This is a genomic window from Microbulbifer discodermiae (assembly GCF_040742695.1).
Lineage (GTDB): Bacteria > Pseudomonadota > Gammaproteobacteria > Pseudomonadales > Cellvibrionaceae > Microbulbifer.
Map to the genome: position 1 here is coordinate 74,455 of NZ_JBFLAB010000004.1, position 19,646 is coordinate 94,100.

The following is a 19,646-nucleotide window of genomic DNA, read 5'->3' on the forward strand; positions in this document are numbered from 1 at the left end:
TCACCCCTCCAGTTCTTCGATGCCGCGATTCGCCAGTTGGTCGGCCCGCTCATTGCCGGGGTGTCCGGAATGCCCCTTGACCCAGTGCCAGTGAACATCATGCCCGGCGACACTCTGATCCAACCGCTGCCACAGATCCGCGTTTTTGACAGATTTCTTGCTGGCTGTCTTCCAGCCGTTCTTTTTCCAGTTGTGGATCCAGCTGGTGATTCCCTGGCGCAAATACTGCGAATCCGTATGCAAATCCACGCGGCAGCGCTGCTTGAGCGTATCGAGCGCCTCAATCGCGGCCAGCAACTCCATACGGTTGTTGGTGGTGTAGGACTCCCCACCGTAAATTTCCCGCTCTGTGTCCCCATACTTCAACAGAACGCCCCAACCGCCAGGCCCGGGATTGCCCCGGCAGGCGCCATCGGTAAATATCGTGACTTGTTTCAATTCAACAACTTTTTTTGGGTGTAACGAAAGGGTGCTCGAATCTAGAAGACTACTGCCGGCGCTCACGCTTGGAGACGCGCAGACTGGTGGGTACTGCGCCCATTACCGGTTTGCGTTCGCTGCGCCAATCGAGTCTGATGGTGCGCATACTGGCCACTTCCTTGCGCGCGACTATGAGGTAAAAGCCCCCCCAAGGCAAGCGCCAGCGGGCCCCCACAGCTTCCATCCAGGAGGTATTGGCGAGAAGTTCCCGGTGCTGCAGGGGCAGGCGAAAGAACCCCCTTTCGATACTGCAGGCCTGTAAATCCAGCAGCGTCATCCAGTCGGCGACACGCGCCGCCCGCAGCTGATTGCCGACCTGGTAAGCCCCGCTGGAAAACAACAGCCGGGACAACCCCAGCAGGGAGAAGGGGTTGAAGCCGATCAGGACCATATGCCCACCGGGAATCATCACTCTTGCGGCCTCCCGCAGCAGCTGATGTGGGTGCGGGGAAAAATCCAGCAAATGGTGCAGAATCACCACATCAACCGACTCGCTGGGCAGCGGCAGCTGCTCGAAGTCCGCCACCGCAGCGCCACCCTGCTTCTCACTGCTACCCAACCGAAAACGGTGATTGATGCGACTACAGGCCGCGAAGTCCACTTTGCTCGAGACCCCCGCCTGGAGCAAATGGTAGCCAAACAGCCGCTCCACGACGGGCTCTGCCAGCGCCAACTGCTGTGTGAGAATCTCCTCCCCAAGGCAGCTCCCAAACCACCGTTCGAGCCGCTCACACGACTGTGCCAGAGAAGGTGGCTCCCTGCGGGGACCCAGAATTGACTTGCCGGCCATAGTTTCTCCCGTTACCGGTGCCGCTGCGAACAACGCCCGCAATTTACAGGCTTTGGTTTTAGGGGGCACGGTTGCCGAAAATACCGCGCCCCGACCGCGCGCAATCACTTTGTCGCGCCCACCTTATGGTATCTTTGCCCCACTAGGGTAGCGGGCGGATAAAATGCTGACAATCTCACCCATTGGGGCCTTCAGCGACAACTATATTTGGCATCTCGAACGGGACGGCGAGCACTGGGTGGTCGACCCGGGGGATGCACAGCCGGTAGCGTCGGCACTGGCAGGAGCTTCCCTGAACGGGATTTTGGTCACACACCATCACTTCGACCACACCGGCGGCATAGCAGAACTGGTGGCCCGCTACCACTGCCCGGTCTATGGGCCAGATGGTATCCCCGGCGTCACCAAACCACTGCGCACTGGGGACAGCTGCCAGATTATGGGGCTGCCCCTGAGCGTCATAGATGTGCCCGGCCACACTCTCGACCATCTGGCCATGATCCTGGAAGAGCCCACAGACGGGGGCACCCTCTTGCACCTGTTTTGTGGCGATACTCTATTCGCGGCGGGATGCGGCCGGCTGTTCGAAGGCACTGCGGAACAGATGTATCGGTCACTGCGCAAACTCAGCGGGCTGCCGCCGGCGACCCGGGTCTATTGTGCGCACGAGTATACCCTGGCCAATTTGCGCTTTGCCGCGGCGGCGGAACCCGGCAATACAGTCGTCCTGGACCGCATCGCCGAGGTGGAGGACCTCCGCGCAAAAAACAAGCCCACGCTCCCCTCTACTATCGGCGAGGAGCTCGCCACCAACCCTTTTCTCCGCTGCCACATCGCCGCCATAGCCCGACGCGCCACCGGGCAGAGCGCAGCCGCCGAGCCGGAGGAAGTGGAGGTATTCGCCAGGCTGCGCAGCTGGAAAGACAACTTTTGACCGATGGCGCAACTGACCCACCTGCCCCAGGGCTAGACGGAGAGAGACAGGCCCGCCTGGGCAAAAAATACCCAAACTGGATTGACCTTGTTCGAGAGAAGCCTTTAGAATCAATTTATTATAGAAAAGAGCTCAGTTTTAACTCAAAGTGATTAGTCACTGAGCGGGAATCCAGTACAAGAACAAGTCGCGGAAACAAGAATGGTTCACAAGAAGTTAGCCGTTGCCGTGCTGGCAGCGGCGGTGGGTGCTTGTGCGCAAGTACAAAACCAAAGCACAGCGCCCGGGGAACAGCCTCTCCAGGACGATCCTTTAGCCGCTGTGGGCGACAAACCGGTCGATCCCCCCCCCGAGATACAAACAGCACCGGCCCCGGTTGATATCTGGGACCGGCTGCGCCGTGAATTCCATTTGGAGCGACATCTCGAGAACCCCAAGGTACAGGACTACATTGCCTATTTCGCGCGCAATGAGGGCTATATGGCCAGGGTTACCGAGCGCTCCCGACGCTACATTTTCCATGTGGTGGAGCAACTTGAGCAGGCGAACATGCCTATGGAGCTCGCCCTGCTGCCCATCGTGGAGAGCGCCTATGACCCCTTTGCGTTCTCCCACGCCCGCGCTTCCGGCATGTGGCAGTTTATTCCCGCCACGGGACGCTCTTTCGGGCTGCAGCAGAACTGGTGGTATGACGGGCGTCGGGATGTCCACGAATCCACCCGTGCCGCCATCCAGTATTTTTCCTATCTGTCCGCGCGCTTCGACGGCGACTGGGAATTGGTCCTGGCGGCGTACAACGCCGGGGAAGGCACGGTTCGCCGGGCCAGAGAGCGCAATGCACGTCGCAATATGGGTACCGGCTTCTGGGATCTGAAGCTGCCGCGGGAAACCCAGCGCTATGTGCCGCAATTGCTAGCACTGGCTGAAGTAGTCTCCAAGCCGGAATACTATGGCGTGAAGCTGTATGACATAGCCAATGAACCCTACTATGCCGCAGTCGATGTGGGCAGCCAGATTGACATGGCCCAGGCGGCCAGGCTTGCCGACATAGAAGTGGAAGAGCTTTATCTGCTGAACCCCGGCTATAACCGCTGGGCTACGGATCCCAATGGCAGCCACCGCCTACTGGTGCCGGCAGACAAGCGCGAGAAAATGGAACTGGCGCTCACCGAGCTGCCGCTGGACCAGCGCGTGACCTGGCAGCGCTACAACATTGCGCGGGGTGATACCCTTTCGACCATTGCGCGGAGATATGAAACCACGGTAGCCGCTATTCGCGAGGCCAACAAACTGCGCAGCAATAATATCCGCGCGGGCAAAACCCTGCTGATTCCCAGTGCCGCAGGACCAGATGCCCAGTTTGCCTACACACTGGATCGAAGGGTCGGGAATCAACGCTCAGCGAGTCAGGGTAAAAAGGGCAGCTATACCGTGCGCCCGGGAGACACCCTCTGGGAGATTTCCCGCTCTCTGCGCGTCAGCGTCAGTGATCTCGCCAATTGGAACAGTATGGCGCCGGGCGACACCTTGCGCCCGGGCCGCAGCCTGGTCACCTATAGCAATGGCGGCGACAGCCGCACTACCCGCAAGATTTCCTACCATGTGCGCAGCGGGGATTCTCTGTACCGCATAGCACAAAAATTCAGCCTGAAGATAAGCGATATACTGCGCTGGAATAAACTCAACAAGTCCAGCTATCTGCAACCGGGCCAGCGGCTTACTCTGTTTGTCGATACGGCTGCCAGCGGCTGACCGAAAGACACCAAAACCCGGCCAGTGCCGGGTTTTGGTGCGAAACTGCAAGACCCGCTAGTTGGCCTCAAAAATCTCTATATCGGCTTCATCGGCCAAGTGCTTCCGCACCGCCACCAACTCCGCATTGCCGGACAGGGAACCCAGTTGCTGCAGCAGCGCGCGGCGCTGCTCTACACTCTGACTGGCAAAATCTCCCGGGCGGACCTTGCGCAGTCGCAGCAGCACCTGATCGCCACCGTCAGTGGCAAACACGGTGGTCAAATCACCATCCGACGGTGCCGGCAATGCAAATGCCTTGGTGATAATCTCGCCGCGTTGGCCAAAGCCACCGCGCCGGGTCTTGTCACTGGTTTCCAGCGTCAGTTCGTTGTCTTTGGCCAGCTCCGCAAAATCGGTTCCCGTCGCGACTTCCTGCTCCAGAGTCTTGGCACGCTCGGCCAACTGCGCGCTGGCCTTGTCCCGCTTGAGTCGATCCGTGATCTGAGTGCGAACCTCCGGTAGGGGAAACACACCCGCCGGCTGGTGCTGCGTCACTCGCAGTACCACTGCGTGGTTCTCGGTGAGATTCAACACGTCTGAGGTATTGCCATCCTCCATCACTTCCGGAGAGAAGGCCGCGGCCACCACCTGCTCATTGGCCACTATTCCACTACCACCCTCTCGCGCGAAAAGCTCGCTGGTCTGCAGCGGCACACCAAGTTCCTCTGCCGGTCCGGCCAGGGTTTCCGCATTGTATGCCAAGTCTGTGAGGCGTCCCAGGGTAACCACGAATTCCCGCTCGGCGGCCGCATTGCGAAGCTGCTCCGCAATTGCCCCTTGCCGCTCCTCGAAACTGGGAATCTCCGCATCCTCTACTTCAAGCAATTTGATAAAGTGGGTGCCGCTGTCGGTGATCACTGGACCTGACACCTGCCCCACTTCCAGTTTGGCCAGTGCCTCTTCAAAGTTCTGCGGAAATACATCTCCAGAGGTGAAACCGAGGTCGCCCCCCTCTTCACTCGAGCCCAGGTCATCGGACAGCTCTTTCGCCAATTCTGCGAAATCCTCACCGGCATCCAGCCTCGCCTGAACCTCATCGACTTTATCCTGAGCGGCGTCTTCCAACAAAATGTGCGCTGCCCGACGGCGAACCTGGGTCTGGAGATTTGCTACTTCCTGCTCGTACTGTGCCCGCACGTCCTCGGGAGAAACATCTATACCGCTGGCAAACAGCTCCGGCTTTAACTCTATATATTCGATTGCTACCTGCTCGGGGCGCTGAAACTGAGCTTGGTTATCCTGGTAGTACTGTTCGACCTCTTCCTCGGTTACCGAAGCCTGGTCCACAAGAGGCTGTACCGGCAGAATTGCGTAATCAAAGTCACGCTCTTCCATGGATATGGTTACCACCTGCTCCGCATCCCGGCGTGTGGCAAAAGCACTGTCCGCAATACTGTCCGCATACTGTTGCAGCACTATATCCCGTTCGATAATCTGGCGAAAACTGGCCGGGCTGTATCCCATCCGGCGCAGAGCGTCGCGGAAGGTTTGTGGATCGAACCTGCCGTTGATTTGAAATGCGGGAATCTGCACGGTTTCCTGATCGACCGCCGCCGCACTCATCACCATGCCACTCTTCTGCGCAGCCTGGCGCATTACCGCACTGCTGATCAATTGCTGTAACACCGGATCGCGCAACTGCTCGTCACTGAGCAAATCCGCCGGTACATTTTCTCCATACTGACTCATGATCAAATTGCGGCGATTTTGAATCGCGCGCTGCAGATCCAGATTACTTATTTTCTCGTCGTTGACTTCAGCCACCTTGTCGGCGTATCCGCCACTTGCACCGGTGAAGAAATCAATACCGCCGATTACCATAATAAAACCGAAAAAACCGGCTACTATGATCGCGGCAGTGCCTTTCAGGTTGTCACGCATGGACTGAAGCATGCTGAGCTCCGAATTTAGCTGTTACTTTTGCCTACCAGATATAAAAAAGGCGCATCCGAGAGATACGCCTCTTTGAAGCTTTGATTGTTTCGAAATCGAGGCTTCTTAGTTTACCGCGTCTTTCAGTGCCTTTCCGGCCTTAAAACTCGGGATTTTTGCCGCCGCGATTTCGATAGGATCGCCGGTGCGTGGATTGCGACCGGTACGGGCCGCACGCTCTTTGACTACGAAGGTGCCGAAACCCACCAGAGCCACCTGATCACCCTTTTTGAGCGCATCAGTGATGCTATCCGTCATTGCCTCCAGGGCACGGCCGGCCGCAGCCTTAGGAATATCTGCTGACGCGGCAATCGCTTCAATCAGTTCGGACTTATTCACGCTTAATCCCTCTGTATCATCTTTTAAGGTATTTAACAGACGCCCCCTCTGTGCGCCTCTGTATTCATGGCTACAATTGCCGGCGGCTTATGTGCAGGCCAATAAGCCCCGCTTTATACCAACTGCCCGATAACCGGTCAAGGAACCATGCGGGGTTCCGGGCAGTTTAGCGCGGTCTAACCGGCCACAAATGCCTGAAAGGCTACTTTTTAACCTAAGTTGCACCAACGCCCCGGGCGACGCCGCAATGTCAATGGTGTTGGAGCGACTGGGAACGCTCCTCCGCCTTCTTCTGCAGCGCCAGGTACTCCTCATCCGACAGGGAGCGGGGCTTGTGCTCCAGGGCCAGGCCAAGTACCTGATCAATCCAGGTTACCGGTTTGATCACCAAATCCTGTTGGATATTATCCGGAATATCTTTTAAGTCACGCTCATTGTCAGCGGGGATCAGCACAGTTTTTATACCGCCCCGATGCGCTGCGAGAAGCTTCTCCTTTAGCCCGCCAATGCGCAGGACTTCGCCCCGCAGAGTAATTTCCCCGGTCATGGCCACATCGGCACGCACCGGAATGCCGGTGAGTACCGATGCCAGGGCTGTACACATGGCAATCCCCGCCGAGGGGCCATCTTTGGGTGTGGCGCCCTCTGGCACATGAATATGAATGTCTTTGGTGTCAGTAAAGTCCGGTGCCACGCCCAGAGATTGAGCCCGGGTGCGCACTACAGTGAGGGCGGCCTGGATCGACTCCTGCATTACGTCTCCCAAAGAGCCGGTTTTAATGACACGCCCTTTACCCTGTACCGCAGATGCCTCAATAGTCAGCAGCTCGCCGCCAACCTCCGTCCAGGCCAAACCGGTAACCTGGCCGATTTTATTTTCCTCCTCGGCCCGGCCATAGTCGAACTTCCGCACCCCGAGCAGGGACTCCAACTGGTCCGGCTGCACCACCGCCTTGGATCCGGTGGCGTTGCGCACATGCTCTGTCACTACCTTGCGGCAGATTTTGGCGATCTCCCGGTCCAGCCCTCGAACACCTGCCTCGCGGGTGTAGTAACGCACTATGTCGCGCACTGTATCATCCGATAAAACCAGTTCATCGTCTTTCAGGCCGTTCGCCTTGCGCTGCTTGGGCACCAGATACCGCTGGGCGATATTGCGCTTCTCATCCTCGGTATAACCGGGGATACGTATCACTTCCATGCGGTCCAGCAGAGGGCCGGGTATATTCATGGAATTGGAAGTGCACACGAACATCACGTCGGACAGGTCATAGTCCACTTCCAGGTAATGATCGTTAAACGATTTATTCTGCTCGGGGTCCAGCACCTCCAACAATGCGGATGCGGGGTCGCCCCTGTGGTCCATACCCATTTTGTCCACTTCATCCAACAGGAACAGGGGGTTTTTTACCCCAGCCTTGGAAATTTTCTGGATCAGCTTGCCTGGCAGGGAACCGATATAGGTGCGCCTGTGCCCCCGAATTTCCGCCTCGTCGCGCACGCCTCCCAGGGCCATGCGCACATACTTTCGGTTAGTGGCGCGGGCGATAGACTGGCCGAGCGAGGTCTTGCCGACACCGGGAGGTCCCACCAGACACAAAATCGGCCCCTTGACCTTCTTAACCCTTTTCTGCACCGCCAGGTATTCGAGGATTCTTTCCTTCACTTCCTCCAAACCGTAGTGGTCCTTGTTGAGAATTTCCTCGGCTTTTTTCAAGTCGTGACGTACCCGACTGGCCTTTTTCCACGGGACGTTCAGCATCCAGTCGATGTAACTGCGCAACACCGATGCCTCTGCGGACATCGGTGACATCATCTTCAGCTTGCCCAGCTCGGTGCGAGTCTTCTTTTCCGCTTCGGAAGACATACCGGAATCGGTAATTTTCTTTTCCAGCTCTTCGATTTCATTTGGCTCCTCGGTAATTTCACCGAGTTCCTTCTGAATGGCTTTCATCTGCTCATTCAAATAATATTCGCGCTGGCTTTTCTCCATCTGCTTTTTCACACGCCCGCGGATTCGTTTTTCGACCTGGATCAGGTCAATTTCCGAATCCATCAGCCCGAGCAGATGCTCGAGACGCTGCTTCACGCTGGCCGTCTCCAACAACTCCTGCTTTTGCTGCAGGTCCAGCGACATGTGCGCAGCGATAGTGTCCGCGAGCCGTCCCGGTTCGTCTATTCCGGACAGAGAGGTGATGACCTCGTTGGGCACCTTTTTGCTCGCCGAGACGTATTGCTCGAACTGCGTCATGGCCGAACGAACCAGCGCTTCCGCCTCGGCTTCCGGGATATCCTCGGTTTCCATGGGCTCTACAGTGGCGCGGTAGTGCCCGTCACCTTCCATCACTTCGAGGATATGCACCCGTCGACTGCCCTCTACCAGCACTTTGACAGTGCCGTCGGGAAGCTTTAGCAGCTGCAGCACACTGGCAACTGTGCCAACCCGATATATGTCTTCGGCACTCGGATCATCCTCCGATGCCTGACGCTGCGCCACAAGCAGCACCTGCTTGTCGTTGCGCATCGCCTCCTCCAGCGCATCGATAGACTTTTCCCTACCAACGAACAAGGGGATCACCATATGCGGGTAAACAACGACATCGCGCAGCGGTAGCAGCGGATATTCAAACTTGGGGGCGGATGGCTGATCCATAGAACTCCTCTCGGCCCAAAAACAGGGGGATAAGTATTATCGCGGGATTCTGCGCGGTTTTTGCGCACTTCAGCCACAGGCTGATTGCTTTCCACCACCTATAGATAGGGGTGCGCCCGTGAAATACAAGTCTAACCTCTCCGTCCGGCGGTACCGACCCGGAATTTGACCAAAGTCGACCCCGGGGTACCACATTGGGGAGGTCGCCCGGGAAACCGCTGCCGGGCGAAAATTTGTCAGGTGTTACTTTTATGACCCTAACGGCCATCAGGAGTGCACGGGTATCCGCGCTCTTGCAGGCACAGGAAGCGCCGGAAGCTGGGCCCGGCTTACTCTTCCGGCGCCGCTTTTTGCGGCTTGTCATTGCTCTCATAGACGAGCAGCGGCGCGGATTCCCCTTTTATGACCGCTTCATCGATAACGACTTTGGCAACATTGTCGGTTGAGGGAATGTCGTACATAGTCTCGAGCAATACCGATTCCATGATGGAGCGAAGCCCCCGGGCACCCGTCTTCCGCTCCATGGACTTGTGCGCAACCGCGTCCAGCGCGTCCGGGCGGAAATCGAGTTCGACCCCCTCCATCTCAAACAGCTTCATGTACTGCTTGGTCAGGGCATTGCGCGGCTCGGTGAGGATTCTCACCAGCGCCTCGCGATCCAGCTCTTCGAGAGTGGCAGTTACGGGGAGTCGGCCCACAAACTCCGGGATCAATCCATAGCGGACCAGGTCTTCCGGCTCCAGGTCCCGCAGAACCTCGCCAAAGCTGCCGCTGTCATCCTTGGACTTGACCTCGGCGCTGAAACCAATGCCACCCTTTTCCGATCGGTCGCGGATCACCTTGTCCAGGCCGGCGAAAGCTCCACCACAGATAAACAGGATATTGGATGTATCGACCTGCAGAAACTCCTGCTGCGGGTGCTTGCGCCCTCCCTGGGGGGGCACAGAGGCCACAGTGCCCTCAATCAGCTTGAGCAGCGCCTGCTGCACACCCTCGCCGGAAACGTCGCGGGTGATAGAGGGGTTATCGGACTTGCGGGAAATTTTGTCGATCTCGTCAATATAAACAATGCCCTGCTGCGCCTTTTCGACATCATAGTCACATTTCTGCAGCAGTTTCTGAATAATATTCTCCACGTCCTCACCGACATAACCAGCCTCGGTCAGGGTTGTGGCATCGGCAATGGTGAAAGGCACATTTAAAAGGCGCGCCAGGGTCTCAGCCAACAGGGTTTTTCCACTGCCTGTAGGGCCGACCAACAAAATATTGGACTTGCTCAGCTCTACATCTTCCCGCTCTCTGCCCTTGACGTCAGTTTTGCTGCGCAGACGTTTGTAATGGTTGTAAACCGCCACCGCCAGAACACGCTTGGCGCGCTCCTGACCGATCACATACTGGTCCAGAATTGCGGTAATCTCCCGGGGCATTGGCAGACGACCCTCTCCACCATCCGCCTGCTCCTGCACTTCTTCGCGGATAATGTCGGTGCAAAGCTCGACGCATTCGTCACAGATAAAGACAGATGGGCCCGCTATAAGCTTGCGAACTTCCTGCTGGCTCTTGCCACAGAAAGAGCAGTACAGCAGTTTGCCATTGTCTTTTCCGCTACTCTGGTCGGTCATTCAGTTACTCCGTGGTCTCAACCCAGCCGCTATCCCGCTGAGGTCATTTCTTATATCGCAAGATGCTGCCTTTCAGCAGCTTTTTCAAGCCCTTGCAGTCCGCATACCGCAGAAACCGGTAATCTGGCCGCGCAGCCCCTGGTCCCGGTCATATTAACCACCCCGAATCGCGGCGAGCCACCGGGAAGAGGGGTCACCCCTGCCTGCAGGGGCAGGCTGCCATCCGCCAGTGCAGGTCAGCCGACCAGCCAGACACACAGGGCTCAACCCGCCTGCCGCTGTGACAATACGTCATCCACCAGGCCATACTCTTTGGCTTCCTCTGCGCTCAAAAAGTGATCGCGCTCGGTATCCCGCTCGATTTCCTCCACATTTCGACCCGTGTGGTGGGCCATCAGCTCATTGAGGCGATGGCGCAGTTTGAGAATCTCCTGCGCATGGATATGAATATCTGTCGCCTGCCCCTGGGCACCACCGCTGGGCTGGTGGATCATGACGCGGGAATTGGGGGTAGCAAATCTCTTACCCGCACTACCCGCAGCCAGCAGAAAAGCCCCCATGCTGCAGGCCTGCCCGATACACATGGTGCTGACGTCCGGTTTAACGAACTGCATGGTGTCGTAAATCGACATCCCTGCAGTAACCGAACCGCCGGGGGAATTGATGTAAAGATGAATATCCTTGTCTGGATTTTCCGCCTCCAGAAACAACAATTGCGCCACTACAAGGTTGGCCATATGATCTTCCACCGGCCCGACGAGAAAGATCACCCTCTCTTTGAGCAGGCGGGAATATATATCAAATGAACGCTCACCTCGGGCCGTTTGCTCCACCACCATGGGCACCAGACCGGTAGCTGAAATGTCTAGAGAAGAACGGGGGTAATCAAAACGTGCCATAGATACCTTAGCTTCCTTTTTGGCGTATTTGGCGAGTCGTTTCAGCAGCACCATAGAGTTTTGGTGTGGATGACTGAAAGCCCGGTTTTCTCAGCTTAACTGGTCACAGTCGAGAAAGCCAGTCGGCTCCGAGGGAGGGAAAAGTGATTGGCGGCCGCGAGGTTGCGGCCGCCCTGTGAGCGGCCCTCAAGCCCGCTGCTGGGGCTTGATTACCTCATCGTAACTGCTGTTCACGTCCTCGACTTTCGCAGTGTCAAGCACAAAATCGACGACCTGATCCTCCAGTACGACGGATTCAACACCGGACAAGAGTTCACGGTTATTGTAGTAATACTCAACCACTTCCTGCGGCTCCTGATAGGTCGACGCCAACTCTTCGACTTTCGCTTTGACCCTATCCGCATCCACGGCAATATCGTTTTGCTTGATGATCTCTCCGACCACCAGTCCCAGCACCACACGGCGTTTGGCCTGCTCCTCGAACATAGTGTCCGGCAGCATCCCTTTAGCATCTTCGGCTTTGATCTGGCCACCGAACTGCTGAACCATTTGGCCGCGCAGAGTCTCCACCTCACCGGCAATCAGTGCCGCAGGCACCTCTACCTGGTGCTTGTCGCACAGCTGATCCATTACCTGTGTCTTGATTTTGTTGGAAGCCGCGTTCTTCAGCTCGCGTTCCATATTGCTGCGGACTTCTTCGCGAAACTTGTCTTCGCCGCCCTCTTCAACGCCGTAGCCCCGAATAAACTCTTCGCTCAACTCCGGCAACTCAGGCTTTTCTGACGCAGTGACCTTTATCGTAAAGGTCGCTTCAGCACCGCGCAGCTCCTCACTCTGATAGTCTTCCGGGAAGACGACATCGACATCCTTCTCATCGCCGGGCTTCATGCCCACGATACCGTCTTCGAAACCGGGTACCATCTGCCCGGAACCCAGCACCAGTTGCTGCCCCTCAGCGCTGCCGCCGGAAAATTCCTCACCGTCTTTGCGGCCCACAAAATCGATGGTCACCCGATCGCCCTTTTGTGCCTTGCGTTTGGTATCTTTCCAGGTGGCCTGTTGCTGACGCAACACCTCGATCATGTTCTCGACATCCTTATCACTCACTTCCGCCACCGGTCGCTCCACGCTCACCTCGGTGAGATCCACCAGCTCCACCTCCGGATACACTTCGAAAGTCGCCACATATTCCAGATTTTCGCCGGGTGCGGTTTGCTTTGCTTCGATGCTTGGCGAGCCGGCAGGCTTTACCTGCTCCTTTTGTACAGCTTCGTAAAATGAGCGGCTCATGACTTCGCCCAGCACTTCCTCACGCACTCCACTGCCAAACCGCTGGCGCACCACTTTCAACGGCACCTTGCCCTTGCGGAAGCCGTTTACACGCACATTCTTCGCGGCCTGTTGCAGACGCTTGTCCACTTCTTTATCGACGACTTCCGCCGGTAAATTGACCGTCAAACGGCGCTCCAGGCCAGAAGTTGTTTCGATGGAAACCTGCATTTTATTCCTCGTGAGACTCTCTCTTTCTTAACGCTATTGCGCTTTAGGCTCCGCCATGGCCGGCACGCCACCGCATCAGCCGTGTCGATCCGCGGAATTCAGTTCGGCCCCTGGGGCGGCTATTGAACCGTCCGGACCAAATGGAAATAGCCCGCACCCCGCTCTGTTCAAGCGGCGACGGCACAGGCACTCCATTCAATTGTTGGTGGGGACGGGGAGACTTGAACTCCCACACCTTGCGGCACCAGAACCTAAATCTGGCGTGTCTACCAATTCCACCACGTCCCCAAGACGCTCCCAAACGCTAACTCATTGATATCTATGCACTTTATCGCATAAATATACTACTCCGGCGCCGGGGGCAGCAGATTGTGCCACAGGCGCCAAGGGGCTTCAAGGAATAGCCGGACGAGTCTCCGTCCACAGGCTGGGATCTGGCGGATGCGCCGATGGCAGCCACCAACTCACAAACTGAGATCCAGTCACACTCGCTCGACGACAGTAGTGATTCCCTGTCCCAAGCCAATGCACATGGTGGACACACCCAGGTCACCGCCCTCATTTTGCATGACTGACAGCAGTGTGCCGGTTATGCGCACGCCGGAACAGCCGAAGGGGTGCCCCAGGGCGATGGCGCCGCCGTAGAGATTCACCTTTTCGTCCATCTGGTCGAGCAGGCCGAGATCCTTCAACACCGGCAGTGCCTGGGCCGCAAAAGCCTCGTTCAGTTCTACCTTGTCGATATCCCCCATGCCCAGCCCGGCACTCTGCAGTGCTTTTTGGGTCGAGGGCACCGGGCCATAACCCATGATGGACGGATCCACCCCCGCCAGGGTCATTTCCCGCACCCTGGCGATCGGCGTTATACCGAGCGACTGGGCACGCTCAGCAGACATTACCAGCATGATCGAGGCACCGTCAGTGATCTGTGAGGAAGTGCCCGCTGTCACCCGTCCGTGCTTGGGGTCGAACGCCGGCTTGAGTTGCGCCAGCCCCTCTACGGTGGTGTCCGGGCGGATGGTTTGATCCGTCTCCACCAGAAACGGCACGCCATTCTCGTCGTGGCCTTCGATAGCGATAATCTCGCGGTTGAATTTGCCCTCTCTGGTGGCCGCGGCAGCCCGCTGGTGAGAACGGGCCCCAAACTCGTCCATCTGCTCACGCTGGACATCGTGCATCATAGCCAGATACTCAGCGGTCATACCCATGGAGCCGGCGGCCTTCGCCATATAGCGGCCCAGCATCGGATTCGGGCTGACATGCTCCATCATGTTCAGGTGCCCCATATGTTCAACACCACCGACCACATAAATATCGCCTATACCAGCGCGAATGTTGGCGCTGGCGGTGTGCAGCGCGGACATGGAAGAGCCACACAAACGGTTTACCGTCTGTGCCGGAATGGTGTGGGGCATACCGGCGCGCAGCAAAATAAAACGCGCAACGTTAAACCCCTGCTCGTCCCGCTGCATGACACAGCCCCAAATAAGGTCGTCTATCTCGGCCGGGTCCAGTTTGTCGTTGCGCTGCAAAAACTTCTGCAGCAGTTCCGCGGACATGTCGTCGGCTCTGACATGCCGGTAGACCCCGTTTTTGGAGCGCCCCATGGCCGTACGCGCATAGTCTACGATTACGGCATCTCTCGGATTTAAACTCATTGTGAATCTCCTTACTTGTTGCCGTAGTAGGTTTTTCCGCTAGCGGCCATTTCCCGCATGCGTTCAGTGGGTCGGTAAAGCTCACCCAACTCCGCATACTTGTCCGCCATCCGCAAAAATTCATCCAGGCCGATACTATCCAGCCAGGCAAAAATACCACCGCGGAAGGGTGGAAAACCGATACCATAGATCAGAGCCATGTCCGCCTCGGCCGGAGAACCCACGATCCCCTCCTCCAGGCAGCGGGCCAACTCGGTGGCCATCGGGACCATCATGCGCGCGATAATTTCTTCCGGGTCAAACTCGCGGCGCTCCGCAACGTGACCCTTGAGTAGATCGTAGGACTCTTCGGTAACCACCTTCTTCGGGCGTCCTTTCTTGTCGTCCTCATAGTTGTAAAATCCCTTGCAGTTCTTCTGACCATAGCGACCGGCTTCGTACATCACATCGGAAGCGGCGGTAAAGGTCTTGCCCATACGCTCCGGAAAACCCTCCGCCATGACTTTTTCCGCATGCACGCCGGTATCGATACCCACCACGTCCATCAGATAGGCAGGCCCCATTGGCCACCCCCAACGCTCCATAACCTTGTCGATCTGTTGAAAGTCGGCGCCGTCCCGCACCAGCATGGCGAAACCGGCAAAATAGGGAAACAGCACCCGGTTGACCAAAAATCCCGGGCAGTCTCCAACCACGATGGCTTTCTTGCCCATCTTCTTCGCATAGGCCACGACACGGGCAATGGCACTGTCGGATGTCTGCTCGCCGCGGATCACCTCTACCAGCGGCATCTTATGGACCGGGTTGAAAAAGTGCATGCCGAGGAAGTTCTGTGGGCGCTTCAACGCCTGCGCCAGATGGTCGATCGATATGGTGGAAGTATTGGAGGCGATCACCGTGTCCTCGCTGATCTTGCCTTCAACCTCGCTCAGCACCGCGTGCTTCATTTTTGGATTCTCAACCACCGCTTCGACCACTACGTCTACATCGTCAAAGCCGTCATAGCTCAGGGTCGGCTCAATGCGATTCAACACTTCACCCATTTTCAGCGGCGTCAGCCGGCCTCTGTCCACCAGCTTGGACAATAGTTTGTTGGCCTCCTCAAGGCCCAGATCAATGCCTTTCTGGTCGATGTCCTTCATCTTGATCGGCGTGCCCTTGTACGCCGACTGGTAGGCGATACCACCGCCCATGATCCCCGCCCCGAGGACGGCAGTGCGCTCGACCACCTTGTCGGCCTTCTTCTCCCAGCTCTTCGCCACCTTGCCGACCGCCTGATCGTTGAGAAACAGCCCCACCAGTGACTTGGCGGTACCCGTCTGCGCACACTCGATAAATTTCTGCTGCTCTATACCCAACGCTTCCTCACGGTTGAGTTTGTAGCCCTGCTCCATGGACTCCACCGCCTTTACTGGCGATGGATAATTGCGGCCGGCCTGGCCACCCACGAAGGTTTTGGTGGTGAAAAAAGCCATCAGGGCTTCGGTGTCGTTGAGGGGGATAGGTGATTTCTTGACAGCGCGGACGGCCCGATAGTCCAGTTCGCCATCGATTGCCCGGCTCAACAGTTTCACTGCCGCCTCTTGCAGCTGCTCGTTGGGCACCACCGCATCGACCGCGTGCGCCGCCAGCGCGGCCTCCGGCTTCTGCTCCTTGCCCGCGGCGATCCACTCTGCGGCGACATCCACACCCACCAGGCGTGGCAGGCGCACTGTGCCGCCCCAGCCCGGGATCAGGCCCAGCTTCACTTCCGGCAAGCCGACCTTGGCCTGGTCGCCCATTACCCGGTAGTCGCACCCAAGACAAACTTCAAAGCCTCCACCCAGAGCGTAGCCGTTGATGGCCGCAACCGTAGGGACCGGCAGGTCTTCCAAACGGTTGATATTGGCATTGTTCTTGTTCATCAACTCCGCAATACCTTCAGGCCCTGCGGAAAAAGCGCCGCCGAATTCGGTGATATCGGCACCGACGATAAATACCGGCTTGCCGCTTGTCAGCAGCACGCCTTTGACGCCGTCCGCGGACTCGATCACATCCAGGGCCTCGGAAAACTCCGCGACTGTGAGCCGGCTAAACTTGTTGACGGACTCGCCTTCCAAATCGAACCGGAGTTCGACGATGCCGTTGTCGAGCATTTGCGCATTGAGCGCCTTGCCATTGAATAACATTGGTTGACCTCTTTTTAACGGGGCCCGAAGTGGCCCGGGGTCGGGGTTTGTGAGTGACTGCCGTGATCCCCCCTCCCTGAGATGGTGACGTTTGCGTTCCCGGCAGTCAGCCAGCCCTAGTATAGACAGATTCAAACGTCTGTTTGAATACCAATCGTTACAAATTGGGTGGCGCCACCAATGGTGAAGACCGCTATTTGGCTGATTGATACCCGGATCGGCCCGAATGGGCGGGAATGGCTCGGTGATTCCAATCGCCGGTCAATGCGGTATCGGCCGCAAACCGACCTCCCGGGCGGGAACCCTAGCGACGGTGCGGATTATACGCTGGCGGGTGAGTTGGCTGTAACCAGGACACAATCGAGGTCACCGGGATTGCGGAACCGGTGTGGAAGGCGACTGTTGAAATAATAACCATCCCCCAAACCAAGCACCGCGCACTCACCGCCAACTGTCACCTCCAACCGCCCGGAAACAATGATACCGCCCTCCTCCCCGTCGTGGCTTAGGAGTTCCGGTCCCGTGTCACCACCGGGAGGGTAAATCTCATAGAAGATGGACATCTGGCGCCGGCGTTTGTCCGCACCGAGGAGGCGATACTGATTGGGACCCGTGCTTAAGTCGGGCATCTCCGTCGCGCGAAAAAAAACCTGCGCGTTGTGATCAAGTTGAAGCGTGAAAAATTCCGCCAGAGACATGGGTATGCCTCCCAGCACTTTTCTCAGAGAGCCGACCGAGGGACTGACTCGTCCCTGCTCAATCAGTGAGATTGTTGCGTTGGTCACTCCTGCGCGCTTGGCCAGCTCCCGCTGCGACAGACCGTGCATTTTACGCACTGATTTCAAGCGGCTGCCGACGTCGTCAGTTCCTTTGCCATCCGGTGAGCGAATCACCGATTCCACGTTTCCCATTTTCGTGCCCGCGTCGGTGGGGGCTACAGTCTAAGGTAAACGCCGAGGGCCGGCCAACCCCTTACGCCATGTCTGCAAACGGATTGTCTGTCGGCAGATTGACGGGCGGGTAGCCCGGCAAAGTGACCTGGCTGGTGGACGTTTTGATGGCATCCTCATCCACCAGGCCCTCTCCAAACCGGTAGATGGCGCTCATATCACCACTGCTGGCTCTGAGATCATAAGCCTGCGACCGCTCTGCAACCGGCTCGTTGCGCGACCGGTATTTGCGCATCGCCTCACTGCCGTGACGACGCTCCACCATTTTGTGCACCAAATGGGGGGCCAGTACACTGGCGGTGGCGTTGTTGCCACCAAACCCCTTGGAATTCAGAAACGCCACATCCAGCGTATTGATATCCCGTTCTGAATGCTCCAGTGAAATCTCCAGATTGTCGTGGCGCACATCCTCGGCGATACGGTCAATGGTGGTGACCCCGGGCAGAATACCGCGGTCGAAAATACCCAGGCTGGTGATTAACTGATCGCCACTGGCGGCAGCTACGGTGTGCCCCAGATACGCCTTCACCGCGCATACAGGCCAGTGCTGAATACCGAAATCACCCGCCAGACGATCGAAAATCGCCGACTCAGTGACGCGGTTCTGCGGTGTACTCGAACCGTGCGCCTGTATGAAGCTGCGCCGGCGCAAACTCTCTTCACCGACGATTGCTCGGGTCTCCGCCATCGCCCTCGCCACCGTGAGATAATTACCCGGCCCCGGGGCGGAAATGGATTTCTTGGTGCCATCGGCGTTGACAAAAACATTCGCCACCGCACCGTGAATAGTGGCACCCAGCTCCAGCGCCAGGGCGTCATCCATCAGGATCGCCCACTGACTGCCCTCACCCAGGGTGAAACCGCAGTTTTCACCGAAGGGCCGACTGGCCCGACGGAAATCAATTTCCCCCGGGAAAAGTTTGCGCAACCCGTCCAGATTGGCCAGCGCCCCCATGGTCGCATAGCCATCGACCACTTCGGGAACCAGGGGTGCCTCTGCAGCCCCCACTACTGCAACCCTGGCCCGTCCACTGCGGATGTCTTCCACCGCGGCACGCAAGTTGTAGAGATAGGTGGCACAGGCCCCCGCAACTGCACCAGTGGTCCCCACGCTGCCCAGCACATAGGCATTGACGAAGTCCGCCGGCATGCTGGTGAGCCCGAGCGCCAGCTGCTTGGAACTGACGCGGCCGCCGCGCAAGCGGGACTGCAACAAACCGCCGTTGCCATAGGGGTCCAACTGGCTCATCGCCGAACTTGCATAGACAGAAATCTGCTCCGGCCCAGCCGCTGCCACCACCGTCTGCCAGTCGATGCCCAGGGACTGCACCGCATCCGACGCACCTAGGATCGACAGTTGCAGGCCCCGCGGATGAAAGCGGGAGTTGTAATACTCCGCCGGTTCAAACCCCGTCGGCAACTGGCCCGCTGCTGCCACGGGTATCTCGCGATAGCTGTCTAGCATTACTGACAGACCCCGGCTGTGCACACGCACCCGACCCTCGCCGGCGGGCTCCAGCCGCCAGTCCGCCGGCAACGGCTCCGGCAACTGGCGCACACTCATTTCGAAGGTAAACCCCTCTGTGCTACTGAGCTCCGCTGGCTGGTGATAATGGCATCTGCGATAGTCGTAAAACCGCTGTTCCAGCTCGCGCACCAGAGTCTGGTCGAGCACCCTCCGCTCCTCTTCTGGGGTCAGCGGCTTGTCACCGCCTGCGGCGGTACGCAGGCCCATCATCGCCGCCAGACTGGCCAGGGTCCGCTCGCGTTCCGCGCCATTCAGCCTGTCCAGCACCAAGCGCCTGTAACCGTGATGAAAGGAGCTCCGTCCGGCGGGATTGAAACCACCAAACGCGGTGATGACGGGAAGGCGCTGCATCCTGACCTCCAGCAAAAAAATGCTGACAAATATGAACCAAATTTCACG

At 57.7% G+C, this 19,646-nt stretch carries 14 protein-coding genes and 1 tRNA gene; 2 read left to right on the forward strand and 13 right to left on the reverse strand.

Annotation, left to right across the window (positions count from 1 at the left end):
* Both rnhA and AB1S50_RS02345 read right to left on the reverse strand, forming a co-directional pair.
* Complete coding sequence (rnhA, locus tag AB1S50_RS02340; protein WP_367148774.1) at positions 1-438, reverse strand: ribonuclease HI; 438 nt, start codon at positions 436-438, stop codon at positions 1-3.
* 49 nt (positions 439-487) lie between these two features.
* A complete protein-coding gene (locus tag AB1S50_RS02345) occupies positions 488-1,270 on the reverse strand; it encodes a class I SAM-dependent methyltransferase (RefSeq protein WP_367148775.1) in 783 nt (260 codons plus the stop codon).
* 163 nt (positions 1,271-1,433) lie between these two features.
* On the opposite strand from AB1S50_RS02345, the gene gloB reads away from it, so the two are divergent.
* Both gloB and AB1S50_RS02355 read left to right on the forward strand, forming a co-directional pair.
* Positions 1,434-2,204, forward strand: coding sequence for a hydroxyacylglutathione hydrolase (gloB, locus tag AB1S50_RS02350; protein ID WP_367148776.1), 771 nt, complete (start codon positions 1,434-1,436; stop codon positions 2,202-2,204).
* A 201-nt stretch (positions 2,205-2,405) separates the two neighbouring features.
* Positions 2,406-3,956: a LysM peptidoglycan-binding domain-containing protein gene (locus AB1S50_RS02355; RefSeq protein ID WP_367148777.1), complete on the forward strand. Its 1,551-nt coding sequence runs from the start codon at positions 2,406-2,408 to the stop codon at positions 3,954-3,956.
* Between the two features lie 57 nt (positions 3,957-4,013).
* On the opposite strand, the gene AB1S50_RS02360 is transcribed toward AB1S50_RS02355, so the two are convergent.
* The 11 genes from AB1S50_RS02360 to AB1S50_RS02410 form a co-directional block, all read right to left on the reverse strand.
* Positions 4,014-5,891, reverse strand: coding sequence for a SurA N-terminal domain-containing protein (locus tag AB1S50_RS02360; RefSeq protein WP_367148778.1), 1,878 nt, complete (start codon positions 5,889-5,891; stop codon positions 4,014-4,016).
* Between the two features lie 105 nt (positions 5,892-5,996).
* Entirely contained in the window at positions 5,997-6,269 is a 273-nt protein-coding gene (locus tag AB1S50_RS02365; RefSeq protein WP_367148780.1) for an HU family DNA-binding protein, read from the reverse strand.
* 250 nt (positions 6,270-6,519) lie between these two features.
* On the reverse strand, positions 6,520-8,922 hold the full coding sequence (gene lon, locus AB1S50_RS02370; protein WP_367148781.1) for an endopeptidase La: 2,403 nt from the start codon (positions 8,920-8,922) through the stop codon (positions 6,520-6,522).
* Positions 8,923-9,251: 329 nt separating this feature from the next.
* Positions 9,252-10,544, reverse strand: coding sequence for an ATP-dependent Clp protease ATP-binding subunit ClpX (clpX, locus tag AB1S50_RS02375; RefSeq protein WP_367148782.1), 1,293 nt, complete (start codon positions 10,542-10,544; stop codon positions 9,252-9,254).
* Between the two features lie 263 nt (positions 10,545-10,807).
* The gene (gene clpP / locus AB1S50_RS02380) at positions 10,808-11,443 is read right to left on the reverse strand and encodes an ATP-dependent Clp endopeptidase proteolytic subunit ClpP (protein WP_367148847.1); all 636 of its coding nucleotides are present in this window, start codon (positions 11,441-11,443) and stop codon (positions 10,808-10,810) included.
* Between the two features lie 186 nt (positions 11,444-11,629).
* On the reverse strand, positions 11,630-12,943 hold the full coding sequence (gene tig / locus AB1S50_RS02385; RefSeq protein ID WP_367148783.1) for a trigger factor: 1,314 nt from the start codon (positions 12,941-12,943) through the stop codon (positions 11,630-11,632).
* Positions 12,944-13,146: 203 nt separating this feature from the next.
* A tRNA-Leu gene (locus tag AB1S50_RS02390) sits at positions 13,147-13,231 on the reverse strand.
* Between the two features lie 194 nt (positions 13,232-13,425).
* Entirely contained in the window at positions 13,426-14,601 is a 1,176-nt protein-coding gene (fadA, locus tag AB1S50_RS02395; protein WP_367148784.1) for an acetyl-CoA C-acyltransferase FadA, read from the reverse strand.
* 11 nt (positions 14,602-14,612) lie between these two features.
* On the reverse strand, positions 14,613-16,769 hold the full coding sequence (gene fadB / locus AB1S50_RS02400) for a fatty acid oxidation complex subunit alpha FadB (RefSeq protein ID WP_367148785.1): 2,157 nt from the start codon (positions 16,767-16,769) through the stop codon (positions 14,613-14,615).
* Between the two features lie 320 nt (positions 16,770-17,089).
* Positions 17,090-17,680 (reverse strand): cupin domain-containing protein, encoded by a 591-nt coding sequence (locus AB1S50_RS02405; protein WP_367148786.1) that lies wholly within the window; start codon positions 17,678-17,680, stop codon positions 17,090-17,092.
* Positions 17,681-17,741: 61 nt separating this feature from the next.
* On the reverse strand, positions 17,742-19,598 hold the full coding sequence (locus tag AB1S50_RS02410) for a beta-ketoacyl synthase (RefSeq protein ID WP_367148787.1): 1,857 nt from the start codon (positions 19,596-19,598) through the stop codon (positions 17,742-17,744).
* Positions 19,599-19,646 lie beyond the last annotated feature (48 nt).